Origin of the sequence: Mycobacterium sp. ELW1, from assembly GCF_008329905.1 — a bacterium.
GTDB lineage: Bacteria > Actinomycetota > Actinomycetes > Mycobacteriales > Mycobacteriaceae > Mycobacterium.
Map to the genome: position 1 here is coordinate 2,220,697 of NZ_CP032155.1, position 19,528 is coordinate 2,240,224.

Below are 19,528 nucleotides of genomic sequence, written 5' to 3' on the forward strand. Positions count from 1 at the left end.
GCGGCGACGGGTGAACAGGTGCGTGAACAGAAAGCGCAGACAACATTTCGATCCCCCGATCTGGCTGGCCGGCGATATCCGGCCGATGACGCAAACCTACGACCGGTTCGGCACGGATGAGCGCGTAGAGCTCTACTCGAAACGGCCCCTGCTCAACCTCTTTGGCGCACCAGCCGTGGCCGGCGGTGTCACGGGAGATCGCTCAGGGCAAGCACTTCGCCGCCGAGACGATCTCGGCGCTCATGTTGCGTTCCATCATCGACAGAGCGGCCTGGCCGAGGTCGGTGTCGATGTGGGCCACCGCGTCTTTGGGCACCATCACCGAGTAGTGGCGGACGTAGGCGTCCAGCGCGCTGTAGAGAATGCACTGCTCGGTCACCTGTCCGGTGAGGACCACCTTGTCGACTTCGAGCCGGGTCAACAGGTATTCCAGCGGGGTGGCGTAAAAGGCGCTGTGGCGCACTTTCGTCATGATCCGGGCCCCGTCGTGGGGTGCGATCGGGCGGACCAGATCCGGCCGGGCACCGTCCAAGGCGTTTCGAACGAGGTCACTGGGTTCGGCGGTGAAGTCGCCATAGTTGTCGTTGACGTAGATCAGTTCGACGTCGTCGCGGTCCTTGGCCTCGTTGATGAGTTCGGCCAGGGGCTGGACGATGTCGGCGACGTTGCCGGCCAGCACGTCGGCGTCGGGATGTTGGTAGGCGTTGAGCATGTCGACTACCAAGAGTGCGGTATTGGACATGTCGCGGCGTCTACCCGTTTCGGGCCGAACAACACGTCGGAGGCCTCCGAACGGGTGGTTCGGCGTTCCGCCGCGGGAGTGACGGGCGACAATGGGGCCATGGATTTCTACTCCGCCTACCGGCACGGGTTCGTGCGGGTCGCTGCCTGCACACACCACACGGTGCTGGCAGACCCCGCCGCCAACGCCGAGTCGGTGCTGCGGATCGCGCGGGACAACCACGATGACAGCGTCGCGGTGACGGTGTTCCCCGAGCTCACCTTGTCGGGCTACTCGATCGAGGACATCCTGCTGCAGGACTCGCTGCTCGACGCCGTTGAGGACGCCCTGCTCGAGGTGGTGGCGGCGTCGGCCGATCTGTTCGGCGTGCTGGTGGTCGGCGCGCCGCTGCGGTATCTGCATCGCATCTACAACACCGCGGTGGTCATCCACCGCGGGGCGGTGCTCGGGGTGGTGCCGAAGTCCTATCTGCCGAACTACCGCGAGTTCTACGAACGCCGTCAGGTCGCCGCCGGTGACGACATGGCGGGCACGATCCGCATCGGCGGTGCCGACGTGCCGTTCGGTCCTGACCTGTTGTTCACCGCCGACGACGTGTCCGGGCTGGTGTTGCACGTCGAGATCTGCGAGGACATGTTCGTCCCGATTCCGCCGAGCGCCGAGGCCGCGCTTGCGGGTGCGACGGTGTTGGCGAATCTGTCCGGCAGTCCGATCACGATCGGCCGGGCCGAGGACCGCAAGCTCCTGGCCCGTTCGGCATCGGCGCGCTGCCTGGCCGCCTACATCTACGCCGCGGCCGGCGAGGGGGAGTCCAGCACCGACCTGGCCTGGGACGGCCAGACGATGATCTACGAAAACGGCCGTCTGCTGGCCGAATCCGAGCGATTCCCGAAGGGGGAGCGACGCTCGATCGCCGACGTCGACCTGGACCTGTTGCGCTCTGAGCGGCTCCGGATGGGTACCTTCGACGACAATCGCCGCCACCATCAGGATCGGTTGACGTCGTTCCGGCGCATCGGGTTCCGCCTCGACCCGCCGAGCGGGGACATCGGATTGATGCGCGAGGTGGAGCGGTTCCCGTTCGTGCCGAGTGATCCGCTTCGGCTGGAGCAGGATTGCTACGAGGGCTACAACATTCAGGTCGCCGGTCTCGAGCAGCGGCTGCGTGCGCTGAACTATCCGAAGCTCGTGATCGGGGTGTCCGGCGGCCTGGACTCGACGCACGCCCTCATCGTGGCCGCCCGGGCGATGGACCGGGAAGGCCGCCCGCGCAGCGACATCCTGGCGTTCACCCTGCCCGGATTCGCCACCGGCGAGCGCACCAAGAGCAACGCGATCAAGCTGTCGCAGGCGTTGGGAGTCACGTTCTCCGAGTTGGATATTCGGGACACCGCCACGCTGATGCTGACGGAGATCGGGCACCCGTTCTCTCGCGGCGAGAAGGTGTACGACGTGACCTTCGAGAACGTGCAGGCGGGTCTGCGCACCGACTACTTGTTCCGGATCGCCAATCAGCGCGGCGGGATCGTCCTGGGCACCGGTGATCTCTCCGAACTCGGCCTGGGCTGGTCGACGTACGGCGTCGGCGATCAGATGTCGCATTACAACGTCAACGGCGGAGTACCCAAAACTCTTATCCAGCACCTGATCCGGTGGGTGATTTCGTCCGGAGAGTTCTCCGACGAGGTCGGCGAGATCCTGCAGTCGGTCCTCGACACCGAGATCACCCCCGAATTGGTGCCGACCGGTGAGGACGAGGAGATCCAGAGCAGCGAAGCCAAGGTCGGCCCGTACTCGCTTCAGGATTTCTCGCTGTTCCAGGTGTTGCGGTACGGCTTCCGGCCGTCCAAGATCGCGTTCCTGGCCTGGCACGCCTGGAGCGATCCCGCCGGCGGAGCCTGGCCACCGGGCTTCCCCGAAGGTAAGCGTCCGGCGTACTCGCTCAAGGAGATTCGGCACTGGCTGAGTGTCTTCGCGCAGCGCTACTACTCGTTCAGTCAGTTCAAGCGGTCGGCTCTGCCGAACGGGCCCAAGGTGTCGCACGGCGGGTCGCTGTCGCCGCGCGGTGATTGGCGGGCGCCGTCGGACATGTCGGCACGGATCTGGCTGGCCGAAATCGAGCAGGAGATTCCCGAGGACTGATCACCGGCAGCAGTCGTCCCCGCGCCATGCTTCGCGGCCTTCGCGTGCCGCCACACCGGCGATGACGAGGGCGGCGATCGGGTCGGCCCACCACCACCCGGCGACCGCGTTGAGCAGCAGTCCGGCGAGTAGCACCGCCGACAGGTAGGTGCACAACAGGGTCTGTTTGGAGTCGGCCACCGCCGACCGCGAACCGAGTTGCCGGCCGGCCCTGCGTTGGGCCCAGGACAGCAGCGGCATGATCGCCAGGCTGACGGCGGCCAGTCCGATGCCGATCGGGGAGTGCCGGGGTTCCTGCTGCCCGGCCAGCGCCAGGATCGCGTCGACGGTCACATAGATCGCCAGCGCGAAGAATGAGAATGCGACGATCCGCAGCGCGGTCTTCTCACGCGCCTCAGGGTCTTTCGCGGCGAATTGCCAGGCGATCGCGGCCGCCGAGGACACCTCGATCAGCGAGTCCAGCCCGAAGCCGATCAGCGCCGCCGACGAGACGCGGGCGCCCTCGGTCAGCGCGACGGCCGCTTCGACGAGGTTGTAGGTGATCGTGGCGGCGACCAATAGACGGATCCGCCGCCCGAGTTGCGCACGGCGCGTTGCGGATAGCGCGTCGGTCATCAGCAGCAGTCGTCGGCGGCCGGGCAACACGCCGGGTCGACGGTCAGCACGAGCCCGATCAGATCGTCGAGGGCGTTGGCGATCCGGGCGTCGGCCAACTCGTAGCGGCTTCGGCGCCCTTCGGGTTCGGCCACCACCAGTCCGCAGCCCCGTAAGCAGGCCAGGTGGTTGGACAGGATCTGACGTGAGACGCCGATCTTCTCGGCCAGGTCTGACGGGTACCCGGGACTGTCCCGCAACAGAAGGAGGATCTCCGCCCGCGCCGGATCGGACAGCGCGGCGCCGAACCGGGCGAGGACATCGCTATGGGTGACGCTCTGCATTCCCAGATCGTACAGCGAGGGCTGTATTCAGAATATGCTGAACTACAGCCTGCCCTCGATACGCAGATCCGGATGTACCCAGTCGGGCGAGCGGCGTTCCTTGAACGCCATGAAACCTTCGATGGACTCCGGCGATCCGAGACTGCGCTGCATGCCGATCCGGTCGTAGAGCCCCAGATAGTTGTCGATGCTGGACTTGACCACCGACCGTGCGACCGGCGCGGTGCGGCAGCACTGAGCGAGGATGCCCCGCGCCGTCTCGGCCAGGTCATCGTGTGGAACCACTCGGGCGACCATGCCCCAATCCAGCGCCTCGTCGGCGGTCAGCGTGCGGCCGGTGAACATCAGATCGCGGGTCCGGACCGGGCCGATCAGCCGGGCCAGCATCTGGCTGTAGTAGGTGTCGGCGATCCCGCGGTACAGCTCGGGGACGCGGAACGTCGCGCGGTCACTGACCACCGCCATGTCGGCGCACAGTGCGATTTGCAAACCGCCGCCCTGGCACAGTCCGTTGACCGCGGCAACCACCGGCTTGGCGGACTGCCGCAGCGTGTCGAACGGCAACGCGTCCATGCCGAGCGCCGCCCCGAACGTCAGCCAGTTGTCCACGCCGCCGCCGCCCATGTCGCCGCCGGGGGCGAACACGTCGCCGGTGCCGGTGATCAGCAGGCCGGCCAGATCCGGGTCTGCCCCGACGTGATTGACCGCGTATTTGATGCCGAAGTACATCGCCGGTGTCATGGCGTTGCGCGCCTCGGGACGGTCCAGGGTGCACACCCCGAATGCGCCCTCCCGGGTGAATTTCAGAAACGGGGTGCCGAGCCAGTCGCCCTCGGGCGGCCGCGGACTGTCGCTGTGTGTCATCGGGTGCACACTATCGCCCCAACCGTAACGAATTCAGTACTGGGTGAGGGCGTCGTCGATCGCCTCGCTGCGCGGCGCGCAATCGCCGGCGCCGGCGACCAGTGTCGCCAGCGCGCCTGCGGTGCAAGCCCGCCGAAGGGCGCGGTCATGGCCGGCCGCCCAGCCGGCGGCGAGCACGCCTGCGAAGACATCGCCCGCACCGGTGGTGTCGATCGCCTCGACCTCGGGACTCGGGACGTCAACAGCGCCGTGCGGCCCACGGTAGGTCGCACCGCGGGAGCCGCGAGTCACCACGAGATGTTCTGTGGGCCAACGCCAGTGTGGTTCCTCGGCTTCGTTGACGATGACGACGTCGGTGACATCGGCCAGCTCGGCCAGACCCGGGTCGGTGCTGACCGGGGACGCGTTGACCATCACCGTCGCCCCGACGGAGCGCGCCTCCCGGGCGGCAGCCACGGCCGTCGCGACCGGCACCTCCAACTGGACGAGAAGCACCTCGCAGTCGGCGATCACAGCGCGGGCGGCCGCGTTGAGCGTCAGGTGCCCGTTGGCTCCGGGCGCCACCACAATCATGTTCTCGCCGTGATCGTCGACCAGGATGACGGCCCTACCGCTGGCAACCGACAGCTCCTCCATACCGTCCAGCCGGACGCCGTTCGTGTCGAGATGGGACCGCAACTCGTCGCCCTCCCGATCGGTACCGACCGCTCCGACGAACTGCACATCGGCGCCGGCGCGAGCGGCGGCCACCGCCTGGTTGCCGCCCTTGCCGCCCGGGGCACTCACCACCGACGAACCCAGGATCGTCTCGCCGGCGCGCGGCATCGCGCTCACCCGAAAGAACTCATCGACGTTCACGCTGCCTACGACGCACACCCGTGTCACGGCGTCCACGGTAGTTTGCTGATCGCCGTCGTAGAACGGTTGGCAAAATTTTGCGGGCAACTTGAAAAGTCGGCGACTTCAGTACTGGCAGCCGTGTTAATTTAGCGCCGTGGCCGGCTGCCATCACGCCAAGAAGAGCCCTAAACCGCGCTCGGGTCGGCACCGTAGACGGTCACAGCCCCGTATCGAGCCCTACGCCTGGCTGGGGGCCGGGGTGGCCACCGTCGCCCTCGGAGCCGCCTTTGCTGCCGGCCCCGCCGTCGCTTTTGCGGACAGCGCCGGCTCCTCCTCGGGTCCGGGCTCAGCAGGCAACAGCGCGACCGGACACCAGGCTTCGCGCACAGCGACCCCGGTCAAAACCGGACCTCAACGCCCGGGCAGCACGCCCGCAGCCGGAGCGACCGCCGCGACAACGCAGGACCAACCCGGTACGACGACGTCGGCGCGGCGCCCCGGGCTCGGACAGTCCGGACGAGGACGGCACCCCTCCGAACCGGACTCGCCGGACAGTGAATCGTCGGCCTCAGGCGCCGACGGCGCATCAACCGGCGGTCCGGCGCCGGCCGCGGCGAAAGTCGCTGCCACGCACCATTCGACACCGTCAGCGACCGCCGATCCGGTCGTTGACACCGGTCCCGGGACGATCGCGGATTCGGGGCCGGCCGAATTCACGGTCGCAGCCGTCCAGGTCCCCGCCGCCCCGGCCGCCGCAGCCGTGACCGACGCCCCCGTGATGGCCGCCGCGTCACGCGCCGCCGCAGCCGATCTGGCCGGCGGCTATCAGGCGCTGGCTGCCGCACTGAACGCCTGGGCGGCGTCCATCTCCAGCCAGCTGGCCGCGGGCACCTTCCAAGCGGGGTTACGCACGGCGCTCGGAATCCCGCTGATCACATCGGCATTGAGCCTCGCTGGCGTCAACTTCGGGTTCGGCAACATCGGCTCGCCCAACCTCGGCAGCGGTAACGTCGGCACCCTGAACCTGGGCTCGGGCAACCACGGCAGCTCCAATGTCGGCGACGGGAACGTCGGCAGCTCCAACCTCGGGTCCGGCAATTCGGGCAATCAGAACGTCGGGTCGGGCAACAGCGGCAGTTCCAATGTCGGCTTCGGAAACCTGGGCAACTCCAACTTCGGTTGGGGGAACCTGGGAGACTTCAACTTTGGGTTCGGCAATGTCGGGTCGGGCAATATCGGGTTCGGCAACTCGGGGACCGGCAATATCGGGATCGGTCTGACCGGCAACAATCAATTCGGGTTCGGCGGCTGGAACACCGGCAGCGGCAACATCGGACTGTTCAACTCGGGCAACAACAACATCGGGTTCTTCAACTCTGGTGACGGCAATGTCGGGTTCTTCAACTCAGGCAACAACAACTGGGGCTTCGGCAACGCAGGCAACCTGAACACCGGCTGGCTCAACGTCGGCAACACCAACACCGGCGTCGCGAACGTCGGTCACTCCAACACCGGCTACGCCAACGCGGGCAACCGGAACAGCGGCGCCTTCAACATCGGCAGCACCAACACCGGGTTCGCCAACGCGGGCAACACCAACACCGGATTCGCCAACACCGGTAACTCGAACACCGGCATAGCGAACTCGGGCAACCTCAACACCGGTGCGTTCATCTCCGGAAACTCGAGCAACGGATTCTTCGTCACCGGCGACAACCAGAACCTCATCGGCGTCGATCTGTCGATCGGCATCCCCGCCATCCCGATCAACTTCCAGATCAGCATCCCGATCAACGAACAGATCGTCATTCAGGCGCAGGACATCACGATCAACGGGGTCACCGTCCCCGCCTTCACCTACTCGGTGACGGGATTCTCGGCCTTCTTCGGGCCGATCACCATCCCGGCGTCCGTGTTCGCCACCCCCGGCGTCACCATCAACATCGGCTCGGCCACCACCTCGATCGACATTTCGATTGTCGGACAAGCTGATCCGTACACCATCACCTTCCTCAAGATCGCGCCCGCACCCGGCTTCTTCAACTCGACCACGAATCCGACGTCCGGCTTCTTCAACGCCGGTACCGGCGGCGGCTCCGGATTCTTCAACTTCGGCGCCCTGTCGTCCGGCTGGGCCAACCTGGTCACCGGTGCCGGCTCAGGTCTGTCCGGCGCGCTGAACACCGGCTCCCTGTCGTCCGGTTTCGCCAATCTCGGCAACACGGTGTCCGGCTGGTTCAACACCAGCACGCTGAGCTCGGCCACCCCTGCGCTCATCTCCGGCTTCGGCAACGTGGGCGCCAACCTCGCCGGCGCGCTGCAAGGCATGGCCGTCAATCTCGGGTTCGGCAATGTGGGGTCGTTGAACGTCGGGTTGGGCAATGTCGGCAACCTGAATCTGGGGTCGGGTAATCAGGGCAGTGCGAATGTCGGTGACGGGAACGTGGGTGGCTCGAACCTGGGGTCCGGCAATGCCGGCGACGGCAATATCGGGTCGGGTAATCACGGTAGTTCCAATGTCGGGTTCGGGAATCTGGGTAACTCGAACTTTGGTTGGGGGAACTTGGGGGACTTCAACTTTGGGTTCGGCAATGTCGGGTCGGGCAATATCGGGTTCGGTAACTCGGGGACCGGGAATATCGGGATCGGTCTGACGGGTAACAATCAGGTTGGGTTCGGTGGGTGGAACACCGGTACGGGGAACATTGGGTTGTTCAACTCGGGGAACAACAACGTCGGGTTCTTCAACTCTGGTGATGGCAATGTCGGGTTCTTCAACTCGGGCAACAACAACTGGGGTTTCGGCAATGCCGGCAACCTGAACACCGGGTGGCTCAACGTCGGCAACACCAACACCGGCTTTGTGAACGTCGGTCACTCCAACACCGGGTACGGCAACGCGGGCAACCGGAACAGCGGCGCCTTCAACATCGGCAGCACCAACACCGGGTTCGCCAACGCGGGCAACACCAACACCGGATTCGCCAACACCGGGAACTCCAACACCGGATTCGCCAACTCCGGCAACGTCAACACCGGCGCGTTCATCTCCGGAAACTTCAGCAACGGCCTGTTCTGGCGGGGCAACTACCAAGGGTTGTTCGGTGCCACCTTTGGCCTGAACCTCGACCCGTACACCGTGCACGCCGTCATCACCGCGCCGATCAACATTCCCATCACCACCACCCTCGGCGACGGCACCTTCACGATGCCCACCATCCCGAGCATCCCCTACGGCATCACACTTCTCGGGATCCTGGAACTCACCGGCCAGTTGACCTCCGTCACCATCCCGCCGGTCACCGTCATCGCCAACGGGGCGGCGCCCCAGTTGCTCATCGGCGGCCCGGACACCACGGTCGTCGTCAACGTTTCAGCGGCCATCGGGCCGCTCAACATCCCGTTCATCGACATCCCCGCTGCGCCCGGCTTTTTCAACTCCACGACGAATCCGACATCCGGCTTCTTCAACAGCGGCGCCGGCGGCGGGTCGGGCTTCTTCAACTTCGGCGCAGGATCGTCCGGGCTGTTCAACATGGTGCCGATGTCGATCATCGGCGGTGCCGGTCTGTCCGGAGTGCTGAATTACGGTGCGCTCTCGTCAGGTCTGGCCAACTTCGGCAACACCGTTTCGGGCTGGTTCAACACCAGCACCGCCGGCTTGTCCACCCCAGGCCTGGTATCCGGCCTCGACAATGTCGGCACGCAGGTGGCCGGGTGGTTCCGCAACGGCCTCGAAACCCGACTGAACCTCGGCATCGGCAACATCGGCGGACTGAATCTCGGCTTCGGCAATGTCGGCAACCTGAATCTGGGGTCGGGTAATCAGGGCAGTGCGAATGTCGGTGACGGGAACGTGGGTGGCTCGAACCTGGGGTCCGGCAATGCCGGCGACGGCAATATCGGGTCGGGTAATCACGGTAGTTCCAATGTCGGGTTCGGGAATCTGGGTAACTCGAACTTTGGTTGGGGGAACTTGGGGGACTTCAACTTTGGGTTCGGCAATGTCGGGTCGGGCAATATCGGGTTCGGTAACTCGGGGACCGGGAATATCGGGATCGGTCTGACGGGTAACAATCAGGTTGGGTTCGGTGGGTGGAACACCGGTACGGGGAACATTGGGTTGTTCAACTCGGGGAACAACAACGTCGGGTTCTTCAACTCTGGTGATGGCAATGTCGGGTTCTTCAACTCGGGCAACAACAACTGGGGTTTCGGCAATGCCGGCAACCTGAACACCGGGTGGCTCAACGTCGGCAACACCAACACCGGCTTTGTGAACGTCGGTCACTCCAACACCGGGTACGGCAACACCGGCAACACCAACTCCGGTGTGCTCAACGTCGGCAACACCAACACCGGCGGCTTCAACCCCGGTGATCTGAATACCGGTTTTGCGAATACCGGCAACTCCAACACCGGATTCGCCAACTCCGGCAACGTCAACACCGGCGCCTTCATCGGCGGAAACTTCAGCAACGGCCTGTTCTGGCGCGGCAACAACCAAGGACAGTTCGGCGGAAGCATCGGCCTGACCATCCCGGAAATCCCGTTTACCTTGGATGTCAACGCCCCCATCAACATTCCGGTCACCGGCACGTTGGGTACCGGGGCGGCCGGAACCATCACCATCCCCGGCATCTCCATCGGGACCATCAGCGCGCAGATCAACATCATCGGCTTCCCGGTCACCGCCGCCTCCGTCGGACCCATCAGCATCCCGACCATCACAGTCAGCGGGCAGAATCCGTTCATCACCGCGACCATCGGCGGGCCGACGACGGCAATCCACATCACCGGCACCGGCGGTATCGGGCCGATCGTGATCCCGGTGTTCGATCTTCCGAAGGGGCCGGGTTTCTTCAATTCGACGACGAATCCGACGTCGGGGTTCTTTAACACCGGTGGTGGTGGGGGTCGGGGTTCTGGAACGCCGGCGCGGGTGCGGCGTCGGGGTTGTGGAATGTGGCGGTGTCGCAGTTGGTCGGCTCCGGGGTGTCGGGGTTGTTCAACTATGGGGCGTTGTCGTCGGGTTTCTCGAACTTGGGTAACACGGTCTCGGGATTGTTCAACACGAGCAGTCTGAATCTGGCGACGCCGGGACTGGTGTCCGGAATCGGTTCGGTGGGAACGAGTTTGGCGGGTTGGTTCCGTGACGCCACGGGGACCCGGTTCAATCTCGGGTTCGGCAATGTGGGGTCGTTGAACGTCGGGTGGGGCAATGTCGGCAACCTGAATCTGGGGTCGGGTAATCAGGGCAGTGCGAATGTCGGTGACGGGAACGTGGGTGGCTCGAACCTGGGGTCCGGCAATGCCGGCGACGGCAATATCGGGTCGGGTAATCACGGTAGTTCCAATGTTGGGTTCGGGAATCTGGGTAACTCGAACTTTGGTTGGGGGAACTTGGGGGACTTCAACTTTGGGTTCGGCAATGTCGGGTCGGGCAATATCGGGTTCGGTAACTCGGGGACCGGGAATATCGGGATCGGTCTGACGGGTAACAATCAGGTCGGGTTCGGTGGGTGGAACACCGGTACGGGGAACATTGGGTTGTTCAACTCGGGGAACAACAACGTCGGGTTCTTCAACTCTGGGGATGGCAATGTCGGGTTCTTCAACTCGGGCAACAACAACTGGGGTTTCGGTAACGCGGGCAACCTGAACACCGGGTGGCTCAACGTCGGCAACACCAACACCGGCTTTGTGAACGTGGGGCACTCCAACACCGGGTACGGCAACACCGGCAACACCAACTCCGGTGTGCTCAACGTCGGCAACACCAACACCGGCGGCTTCAACCCCGGTGATCTGAATACCGGTTTCGCGAATACCGGCAACTCCAACACCGGATTCGCCAACTCCGGCAACGTCAACACCGGCGCGTTCATCGGCGGAAACTTCAGCAACGGCCTGTTCTGGCGCGGCAACAACCAAGGACAATTCGGCGGCACCATCGGCATCGCCATCCCCGAGATCCCGATCACCTTGGACATCAACGCCCCCATCAACATCCCCGTCAGCGTCAATCTCGGCGACCTGGCACTGCAGACCTTCACCATCCCCGGCTTCCCGGTCAAGATCCCACTGTGGCCCCTCCCGCTCGGAACCAGCGGCGGCACACAGTTCGACATCAGCAACATCACCATCCCGACCGTTCCGATCCAGCTTCCCGACATCGGCGCCGTCGTCGGCGGTCCCGACACCAACATTCACATCACCGGTACCGGTGGAGTGGGCCCAATTGTCATCTCACTCTTCGATCTTCCGAAGGGGCCGGGTTTCTTCAATTCGACGACGAATCCGACGTCGGGGTTCTTTAACACCGGTGGTGGTGGGGGGTCGGGGTTCTGGAACGCCGGCGCGGGTGCGGCGTCGGGGTTGTGGAATGTGGCGGTGTCGCAGTTGGTCGGCTCCGGGGTGTCGGGGTTGTTCAACTATGGGGCGTTGTCGTCGGGTTTCTCGAACTTGGGTAACACGGTCTCGGGATTGTTCAACACGAGCAGTCTGAATCTGGCGACGCCGGGATTGGTGTCCGGAATCGGTTCGGTGGGAACGAGTTTGGCGGGTTGGTTCCGTGACGCCACGGGGACCCGGTTCAACCTCGGGTTCGGCAATGTGGGGTCGTTGAACGTCGGGTGGGGCAATGTCGGGGAGTGGAATCTGGGGTCGGGTAATCAGGGCAGTGCGAATGTCGGTGACGGGAACGTGGGTGGCTCGAACCTGGGGTCCGGCAACTCGGGGGATCAGAACGTCGGGTCGGGTAATCACGGTAGTTCCAATGTCGGGTTCGGGAATCTGGGGTCGGGTAATCAGGGCAGTGCGAATGTCGGTGACGGGAACGTGGGTGGCTCGAACCTGGGGTCCGGCAACTCGGGGGATCAGAACGTCGGGTCGGGTAATCACGGTAGTTCCAATGTCGGGTTCGGGAATCTGGGTAACTCGAACTTTGGTTGGGGGAACCTGGGGGACTTCAACTTTGGGTTCGGCAATGTCGGGTCGGGCAATATCGGGTTCGGTAACTCGGGGACCGGAAATATCGGGATCGGTCTGACGGGTACCAATCAGGTCGGGTTCGGCGGCTGGAACACCGGCACGGGGAACATTGGGCTGTTCAACTCGGGGAACAACAACGTCGGGTTCTTCAACTCTGGTGATGGCAATGTCGGGTTCTTCAACTCGGGCAACAACAACTGGGGTTTCGGTAATGCCGGCAACCTGAACACCGGGTGGCTCAACGTCGGCAACACCAACACCGGCTTTGTGAACGTCGGTCACACCAACACCGGGTACGGCAACACCGGCAACACCAACTCCGGTGTGCTCAACGTCGGCAACACCAACACCGGCGGCTTCAACCCCGGCAACACGAATACCGGTTTCGCGAATACCGGCAACTCCAACACCGGATTCGCCAACTCCGGCAACGTCAACACCGGCGCCTTCATCGGCGGAAACTTCAGCAACGGAATCTTCTGGCGCGGCAACAACCAAGGACAATTCAGCGCCAGCCTCGGCATCACGATCGCCGAGATCCCCGCCTTCCTCGACATCAACATCCCGGTGAACATCCCGATCGCCGTCACCGCCACACCGGTACACATCGACCAGATCACCATCCCCACGATCACCATCGGACCCGGCCCGATCACCGGCATCGCCCTCGGTATCTGCGATCTGGGTTGCACGGTCAACCAAGTCGGCCTCAGCGGCTCGTTCGGCCCGTCGACCATCGGACCCGTCGACATCGGCTTCACCGACAACAAGGCCGCCCAATTCGTCATCGGCGGACTCAATACCGCGATCCTCATCGGCGCGTCCGGCGGCGTGGGGCCGATCCGAATCTCGTTGTTGGACATCCCCGCCGGGCCCGGCTTCTTCAACTCGACCACCAATCCGACGTCGGGCTTCTTCAACACCGGCACCGGCGGAGGATCGGGCGCTTTCAACTTCGGGGCCGACACCTCCGGATGGGCCAACTTCGTCACCGGCGCCGGATCCACCCTGTCCGGCTGGCTCAACTACGGTGCGCTGTCATCCGGCTTCGCCAACCTCGGCAACACCGTCTCAGGGTTCGTCAACACCAGCACCCTGAACACGGCTACGCCGGGCTTCGTCTCCGGAATCGGCACGGTCGGAACAAATCTGGCCGGCTGGTTCCGCGACGCCACCGGGACCCGGTTCAATCTCGGGTTCGGCAATGTCGGGTCGCTGAACGTCGGGTGGGGCAATGTCGGGGACTGGAACCTGGGTTCGGGCAACGAGGGCAGCACCAATGTCGGCGACGGCAACCAAGGCGACGGGAACATCGGGTCGGGTAGTCACGGCAGTTCCAATGTCGGGTTCGGGAATCTGGGTAACTCGAACTTTGGTTGGGGGAACCTGGGGGACTTCAACTTTGGGTTCGGCAATATCGGGTCGGGCAATATCGGGTTCGGTAACTCGGGCACCGGGAATATCGGGATCGGTCTGACCGGCAACAATCAGGTCGGGTTCGGCGGCTGGAACACCGGCACGGGGAACATCGGACTGTTCAACTCGGGCAACAACAACATCGGGTTCTTCAACTCTGGTGACGGCAATGTCGGGTTCTTCAACTCCGGCAACAACAACTGGGGCTTCGGCAATGCCGGCAACCTCAATCGGGGTTGGCTCAACGTCGGCAACACCAACACCGGTTACGGCAACACGGGCAACAACAACAGCGGCGTGCTGAACGTCGGCAACACCAACACGGGTGGGTTCAACCCGGGCGACACCAACACCGGCGTCGCGAACAGCGGAAACGGCAACACCGGATTCGCCAACACCGGCAACGTCAACACCGGCGCCTTCATCGGCGGAAACTTCAGCAACGGCCTGTTCTGGCGTGGCGACCACCAAGGACTCGTCAACGTCAAGTACTCCATCACGATCGAGCAATTCGGCTATCACTACGCCGTCCACGTCCCGATCGACATCCCGATCACCGGCACCATCAACGCGATCAACCTCAGCGCTGTCAACATCAACATCCCGTTCTCCGTGCGAACCTGGGACCGCCAGGGCCTGTGCGGACTCGGCGACTGCATCTGGACGGATTGGGGCCTGCCCATAACCGTTGCCAGCGGCAACATCCCGGTCACCATCGACCCGACCACCATCATCGACCCCATCCCACTGAGCTTCGCCTTCCAAAGCCTCATCGATCTCATGGGCAACGGGACGCTGGGCCCCTACGAGTTCGATGTCATCGACTTCCACCAGACCCCCGGTTACTTCAACTCCACCGCCAACCCGTCCTCCGGCTTCTTCAACAGCGGAACGGGCGGCAATTCCGGGGCGCTCAACTCCGGCACCCTCACGTCAGGTCTGGCCAATGCCGGCAATCAACTCTCGGGCTTGTTCAATCGGTAGGTTGGCATCCCATGTACCCCAACGCCGAGACAACCGGCACCGCACCGGTGGTGGCCGTCATCGCGGAAGTCCGATTCACCGATGCACCGCGGCTGCGCCGGCAGGAGAACCTCGACGCCGTGGCCATTGCCGTCGACGGACGCTTCCCGGTCACCGAGCCGCTGACCGGTGTCAACCTCGCGGACGCCGGGCCGGGTCTGCCGCCGCGGGTGGAGCAACGCCAGGGCATCCTGCTGCGCAACGCTGACAGCACCGAGTCGCTGACCGTCACCGCGACCACCCTCAGTTACGAGACCACCAACTACGCCGGCCTCGACCCGATCCGCACCGCGATCACCGCCGGATGCCGGGCCCTCGCCGACGCGCAGATCACCTCCGGTCTGCAGCGTGTCGGCCTGCGCTACATCGACGAGATCCGGGTGCCGAACCCCCCGGCCGACGCCCGCGGATGGGCCACCTGGATCGATGGCGGCCTGCTCGGCCCGCTGGCGGTGGCCCCCGACCACGTGCCGTCCCGCGGCATCCAAGGAGTCGCCGCCTTCGACCTCGGCGGGCGCGCCGGACTCAACGTGCAGTACGCCGCATTCGCGAACGGGTCCGCAACCCTCCCGCAGCACCTGCGCAGGCGGCCCTTCCAGCCCGGGCCGTTCTTCGGCCTGGATCTCGACGGGTTCTACGAGTTCGGCACCGACGAGTTCGTCGGGCTGGACGGCGACGTCGTCACCGACATCCTGGCCAAACTGGACGCCCCGATCACCTCGGCGTTCCAGCGCGCCATCACCGAGGACGCCAGGTCCCTGTTCGGGCTGGCCGTCGGTGGCCCCAACGGCGCCTCCCGGCATCGCGGCGACCCTCTGGCCGGACCCGCCTAGACCGGGCCCCACCTGCCGGTTGGTCGGGAGACCGATACCCTGAGGGGATGAGTGTCGAAGCGGAGTCCGCACCTGCGGGCAGGAGCGCAGCGGCCCAGGGTTCGGGTGGTGCGGACCTGCGCGACCAGGTTCACGACGCCGCCCGCCGGGCGCGGGTGGCCTCACGCACCCTCGGAACGCTGACCACCACCATCAAAGACCGCGCCCTTCATGCCGCCGCGGACGCCGTGCTGGCCCACGCGGATGCGATCCTGGCCGCCAACGCCGCCGACCTCGACGCCGCACGTGCCGCGGGCACTGCGGAGGCGATGCTGGACCGGCTGGCGCTCAACCCGCAGCGCATCGACGGCATCGCCGCCGGCCTGCGTCAGGTCGCCGGGCTGCCGGACCCGATCGGTGAAGTGTTGCGCGGCCGCACCCTGCCCAACGGTTTACAACTGCGGCAGCAGCGGGTTCCGCTCGGCGTCGTCGGGATCGTGTACGAAGGCCGGCCCAACGTGACCGTCGACGCGTTCGGACTCACCCTCAAGTCCGGCAACGCAGTCCTGCTGCGCGGCAGCTCCTCGGCCGCCAACTCCAACGCCGCGCTCGTCGCCGCTCTGCGCGGCGCCCTGGCCGCCGAAGGCCTGCCTGACGACGCGGTCCAGCTGCTGCCCAGTGCCGACCGCTCCAGCGTCACCCACCTCATCCAAGCCCGCGGGCTGGTGGACGTGGTGATCCCGCGCGGCGGTGCCGGGCTGATCGACGCCGTCGTACGCGATGCCACCGTGCCGACCATTGAAACCGGCGTCGGCAATTGCCACGTCTACGTCCACGCCGCCGCCGACCTCGACGTGGCCGAGCGAATCATCCTCAATGCCAAGACCCGTCGGCCCAGCGTCTGCAATGCGGCCGAGACCCTGTTGGTCGACCAGGCGCTGGCCGACACCGCGCTACCGCGCCTGATCGACGCCCTGCGGCGGGCCGGCGTCACGGTCCGCGACAACCCGACCGAGGACGACCTGCGGGCGGAGTTCCTGTCGATGGACATCGCGGTGGCGACCGTGGCCGGCCTCGACGCCGCCATCGAGCACATCAACACTTACGGCACCGGGCATACCGAGGCGATCGTCACCACCAATCTTGAAGCGGCGCAACGCTTCACCGAACGTGTGGACGCCGCCGCGGTGATGGTCAACGCCTCCACGGCATTCACCGACGGCGAGCAGTTCGGCTTCGGAGCCGAGATCGGCATCTCCACCCAGAAGCTGCATGCCCGCGGCCCGATGGGTTTGCCCGAATTGACGTCAACCAAGTGGATCGTCTGGGGAGACGGCCACACCCGACCTGCCTGAGACGACAACAGGAGAATCCGTGACTGAAACCCCGGCCCGCCCGGCGCCGCTGTTCGCCGACATCGAGGATGTCGCCAAGCGGCTGGCCGAGACCGGCTACCTGCCCGACACCGCGACCGCCACCGCGGTGTTCCTCGCCGACCGGCTGGGCAAGCCCCTGTTGGTCGAAGGGCCGGCCGGCGTCGGCAAGACCGAACTCGCCCGCGCGGTCGCCCAGACCACCGGGTCGGGTCTGGTGCGCCTGCAGTGCTACGAGGGTGTCGATGAGGCGCGCGCGCTCTATGAGTGGAACCACGCCAAGCAGATCCTGCGGATGCAGTCCGGGTCCAACGACTGGGACCAGGCCAAGTCCGACATCTTCAGCGAGGAATTCCTGTTGTCCCGCCCGCTGCTGACCGCGATCCGGCGCACCGAGCCCACCGTGCTGCTGATCGACGAAACCGACAAGGCCGACATCGAGATCGAAGGCCTGCTGCTGGAGGTGCTCAGCGACTTCGCGGTCACCGTCCCGGAATTGGGCACGATCACCGCCGCGCGCACTCCGTTCGTGGTGCTGACCTCCAACGCCACCCGGGAGCTGTCCGAGGCGCTCAAGCGCCGCTGCCTGTTCCTGCACATCGACTTCCCCGACCCCGACCTCGAGCGGCGCATCCTGTTGTCGCGGGTGCCCGAGCTGCCCGAGTCGCTGGCCGCCGAACTGGTCCGCATCATCGGGGTGCTGCGCGGCATGCAGCTCAAGAAGGTGCCGTCGGTCGCCGAGACCATCGACTGGGGCCGCACCATTCTGGCCCTCGGGATGGACACCATCGACGACGCCACCATCGCCGCGACGCTCGGAGTGGTGCTCAAACATCAGTCCGATCAGCAACGCGCCACCGGCGAACTTCGGCTGAACTAGACCGATGGCCGTCCGCAGGGTGCGTCCCGCACAGCCGCTGGCCCCGCACGGGTTGCCCGGGCATCTGGTCGGCTTCGTCGAAGCGCTACGCGCCCAAGGCATCTCGGTGGGCCCCTCGGAGACCGTCGACGCGGGCCGGGTACTGACAGTGCTGGGCCTGGGGGAACGTGAGGCGCTGCGCGAGGGACTGGCCTGCGCGGTGCTGCGGCGTGCTGACCATCGTCAGACCTATGACGCGTTGTTCGACCTGTGGTGGCCTGCCGCGCTGGGCGGGCGCACCGTGCTGGTCGACGAGGACGCCGACGACGAGCCCCAGCAGGGCCTGCCGCCCGAGGACATCGAGGCCATGCGGGAAATGCTGCTGGACCTGCTGGCCGACAACCCCGACATCGGCGACATGGACGAGCGGCTGGTCGCGATGATCGCCCAGATCGTCGAGGCCTACGGCCGCTACACCTCGAGTCGCGGACCGTCGTACTCGTCGTACCAGGCGCTCAAGGCGATGGGACTCGACGAGCTGGAAGGCCGGCTGCTGGCCGGTCTGCTCGCACCGCACGACGACGACCCCACTCCCACGCAGGAGCAGATCGCCAAAGCGCTTGCCGCGCAAAAGATCGCGCAGCTTCGCCGGATGGTGGAAAGCGAGACCAAGCGGCGCACCGCCGAACAGCTGGGCCGCGACCATGTCCAGATGTACGGCATCCCGCAGCTGTCCGAGAACGTCGAGTTCCTGCGGGCATCCGGGGATCAGCTGCGCGAGATGCGCAAGGTGGTCGGTCCGCTGGCGCGGATGCTGGCCACCCGCCTGGCGGCTCGACGCCGTCGATCCCGCTCCGGTTCCATCGACCTGCGCAAGACGCTGCGCAAATCGATGTCGACCGGGGGAGTTCCGATCGACGTCGTGCTGCGCAAGCCGCGCCCGGCCCGCCCGGAACTCGTTGTGCTGTGCGATGTCTCAGGTTCGGTGGCGGGTTTCAGTCACTTCACCCTGCTGCTGGTCAACGCCTTGCGTCAGCAGTTCTCCCGGGTTCGGGTGTTCGCCTTCATCGACACCACCGATGAGGTGACACACCTGTTCGGTCCGGACGCCGACCTCGCGGTCGCGATCCAGCGCATCACCCGCGAGGCGGGGGTGTACACCCGCGACGGGCACTCCGACTACGGCAATGCGTTCGTCTCGTTCACCGAGAACTTCCACAACGTGTTGTCGCCGCGCAGTTCGCTTTTGGTGCTCGGCGACGGTCGCACCAACTACCGCAATCCGGCCGTCGACATTCTGGCTCACATGGTGACCTCCAGCCGGCATGCGCACTGGCTCAACCCTGAGCCGCGGCACCTCTGGGGCAGCGGCGATTCGGCGGTGCCGCGCTACGAGGACGTCATCACCATGCACGAATGCCGGTCTGCCAAGCAGCTCGCCGCGGTGATCGACCAGCTGCTGCCGGTCTAAGCCACATCGCCCAAACCGACATTTGGCAGGGTTTGCGCGAGTAAGGCCCTGCAAA

General features: G+C 65.3%; 12 protein-coding genes. 7 read left to right on the forward strand and 5 right to left on the reverse strand.

Going from position 1 to position 19,528, the window contains the following annotated elements; genetic code table 11:
• Nucleotides 1-202: 202 nt before the first annotated feature.
• Nucleotides 203-742 carry a cysteine hydrolase family protein gene (locus tag D3H54_RS10285; protein ID WP_149378948.1) on the reverse strand — a complete coding sequence of 180 codons (540 nt, stop codon included), beginning with the start codon at nt 740-742 and terminating at the stop codon, nt 203-205.
• Between the two features lie 99 nt (nt 743-841).
• Between D3H54_RS10285 and D3H54_RS10290 the strand changes: the two genes are divergently transcribed.
• Nucleotides 842-2,884, forward strand: a complete 2,043-nt coding sequence (locus tag D3H54_RS10290) for an NAD(+) synthase (protein WP_149378949.1) — start codon at nt 842-844, stop codon at nt 2,882-2,884.
• Here the strand turns inward: D3H54_RS10290 and D3H54_RS10295 are convergent, their stop codons facing one another.
• Genes D3H54_RS10295 through D3H54_RS10310 form a run of 4 tightly spaced genes read right to left on the reverse strand, consistent with a single transcriptional unit; the run spans nt 2,885 to nt 5,571 of the window.
• On the reverse strand, nt 2,885-3,499 hold the full coding sequence (locus D3H54_RS10295) for a cation efflux transmembrane domain-containing protein (RefSeq protein WP_149378950.1): 615 nt from the start codon (nt 3,497-3,499) through the stop codon (nt 2,885-2,887).
• Entirely contained in the window at nt 3,499-3,822 is a 324-nt protein-coding gene (locus tag D3H54_RS10300) for an ArsR/SmtB family transcription factor (protein ID WP_149378951.1), read from the reverse strand. Before D3H54_RS10300 ends, D3H54_RS10295 begins: the two co-directional genes overlap by 1 nt.
• Before the next feature lie 42 nt (nt 3,823-3,864).
• Nucleotides 3,865-4,686, reverse strand: a complete 822-nt coding sequence (locus tag D3H54_RS10305) for an enoyl-CoA hydratase/isomerase family protein (RefSeq protein WP_149378952.1) — start codon at nt 4,684-4,686, stop codon at nt 3,865-3,867.
• Between the two features lie 33 nt (nt 4,687-4,719).
• A complete protein-coding gene (locus D3H54_RS10310) occupies nt 4,720-5,571 on the reverse strand; it encodes a ribokinase (RefSeq protein ID WP_149378953.1) in 852 nt (283 codons plus the stop codon).
• A 214-nt stretch (nt 5,572-5,785) separates the two neighbouring features.
• Between D3H54_RS10310 and D3H54_RS31470 the strand changes: the two genes are divergently transcribed.
• Genes D3H54_RS31470 through D3H54_RS10360 form a run of 6 tightly spaced genes read left to right on the forward strand, consistent with a single transcriptional unit; the run spans nt 5,786 to nt 19,473 of the window.
• Nucleotides 5,786-10,612, forward strand: a complete 4,827-nt coding sequence (locus tag D3H54_RS31470) for a beta strand repeat-containing protein (protein ID WP_149378954.1) — start codon at nt 5,786-5,788, stop codon at nt 10,610-10,612.
• Nucleotides 10,613-10,632: 20 nt separating this feature from the next.
• The gene (locus tag D3H54_RS31180; protein WP_502707761.1) at nt 10,633-14,919 is read left to right on the forward strand and encodes a beta strand repeat-containing protein; all 4,287 of its coding nucleotides are present in this window, start codon (nt 10,633-10,635) and stop codon (nt 14,917-14,919) included.
• Between the two features lie 11 nt (nt 14,920-14,930).
• Nucleotides 14,931-15,791, forward strand: a complete 861-nt coding sequence (locus D3H54_RS10345; protein ID WP_149378955.1) for a TIGR04255 family protein — start codon at nt 14,931-14,933, stop codon at nt 15,789-15,791.
• A 47-nt stretch (nt 15,792-15,838) separates the two neighbouring features.
• Entirely contained in the window at nt 15,839-17,125 is a 1,287-nt protein-coding gene (locus tag D3H54_RS10350; RefSeq protein ID WP_149378956.1) for a glutamate-5-semialdehyde dehydrogenase, read from the forward strand.
• 19 nt (nt 17,126-17,144) lie between these two features.
• Entirely contained in the window at nt 17,145-18,023 is an 879-nt protein-coding gene (locus tag D3H54_RS10355) for an AAA family ATPase (RefSeq protein WP_149378957.1), read from the forward strand.
• A 4-nt stretch (nt 18,024-18,027) separates the two neighbouring features.
• A complete protein-coding gene (locus D3H54_RS10360) occupies nt 18,028-19,473 on the forward strand; it encodes a vWA domain-containing protein (RefSeq protein ID WP_115320712.1) in 1,446 nt (481 codons plus the stop codon).
• Nucleotides 19,474-19,528: the final 55 nt, after the last annotated feature.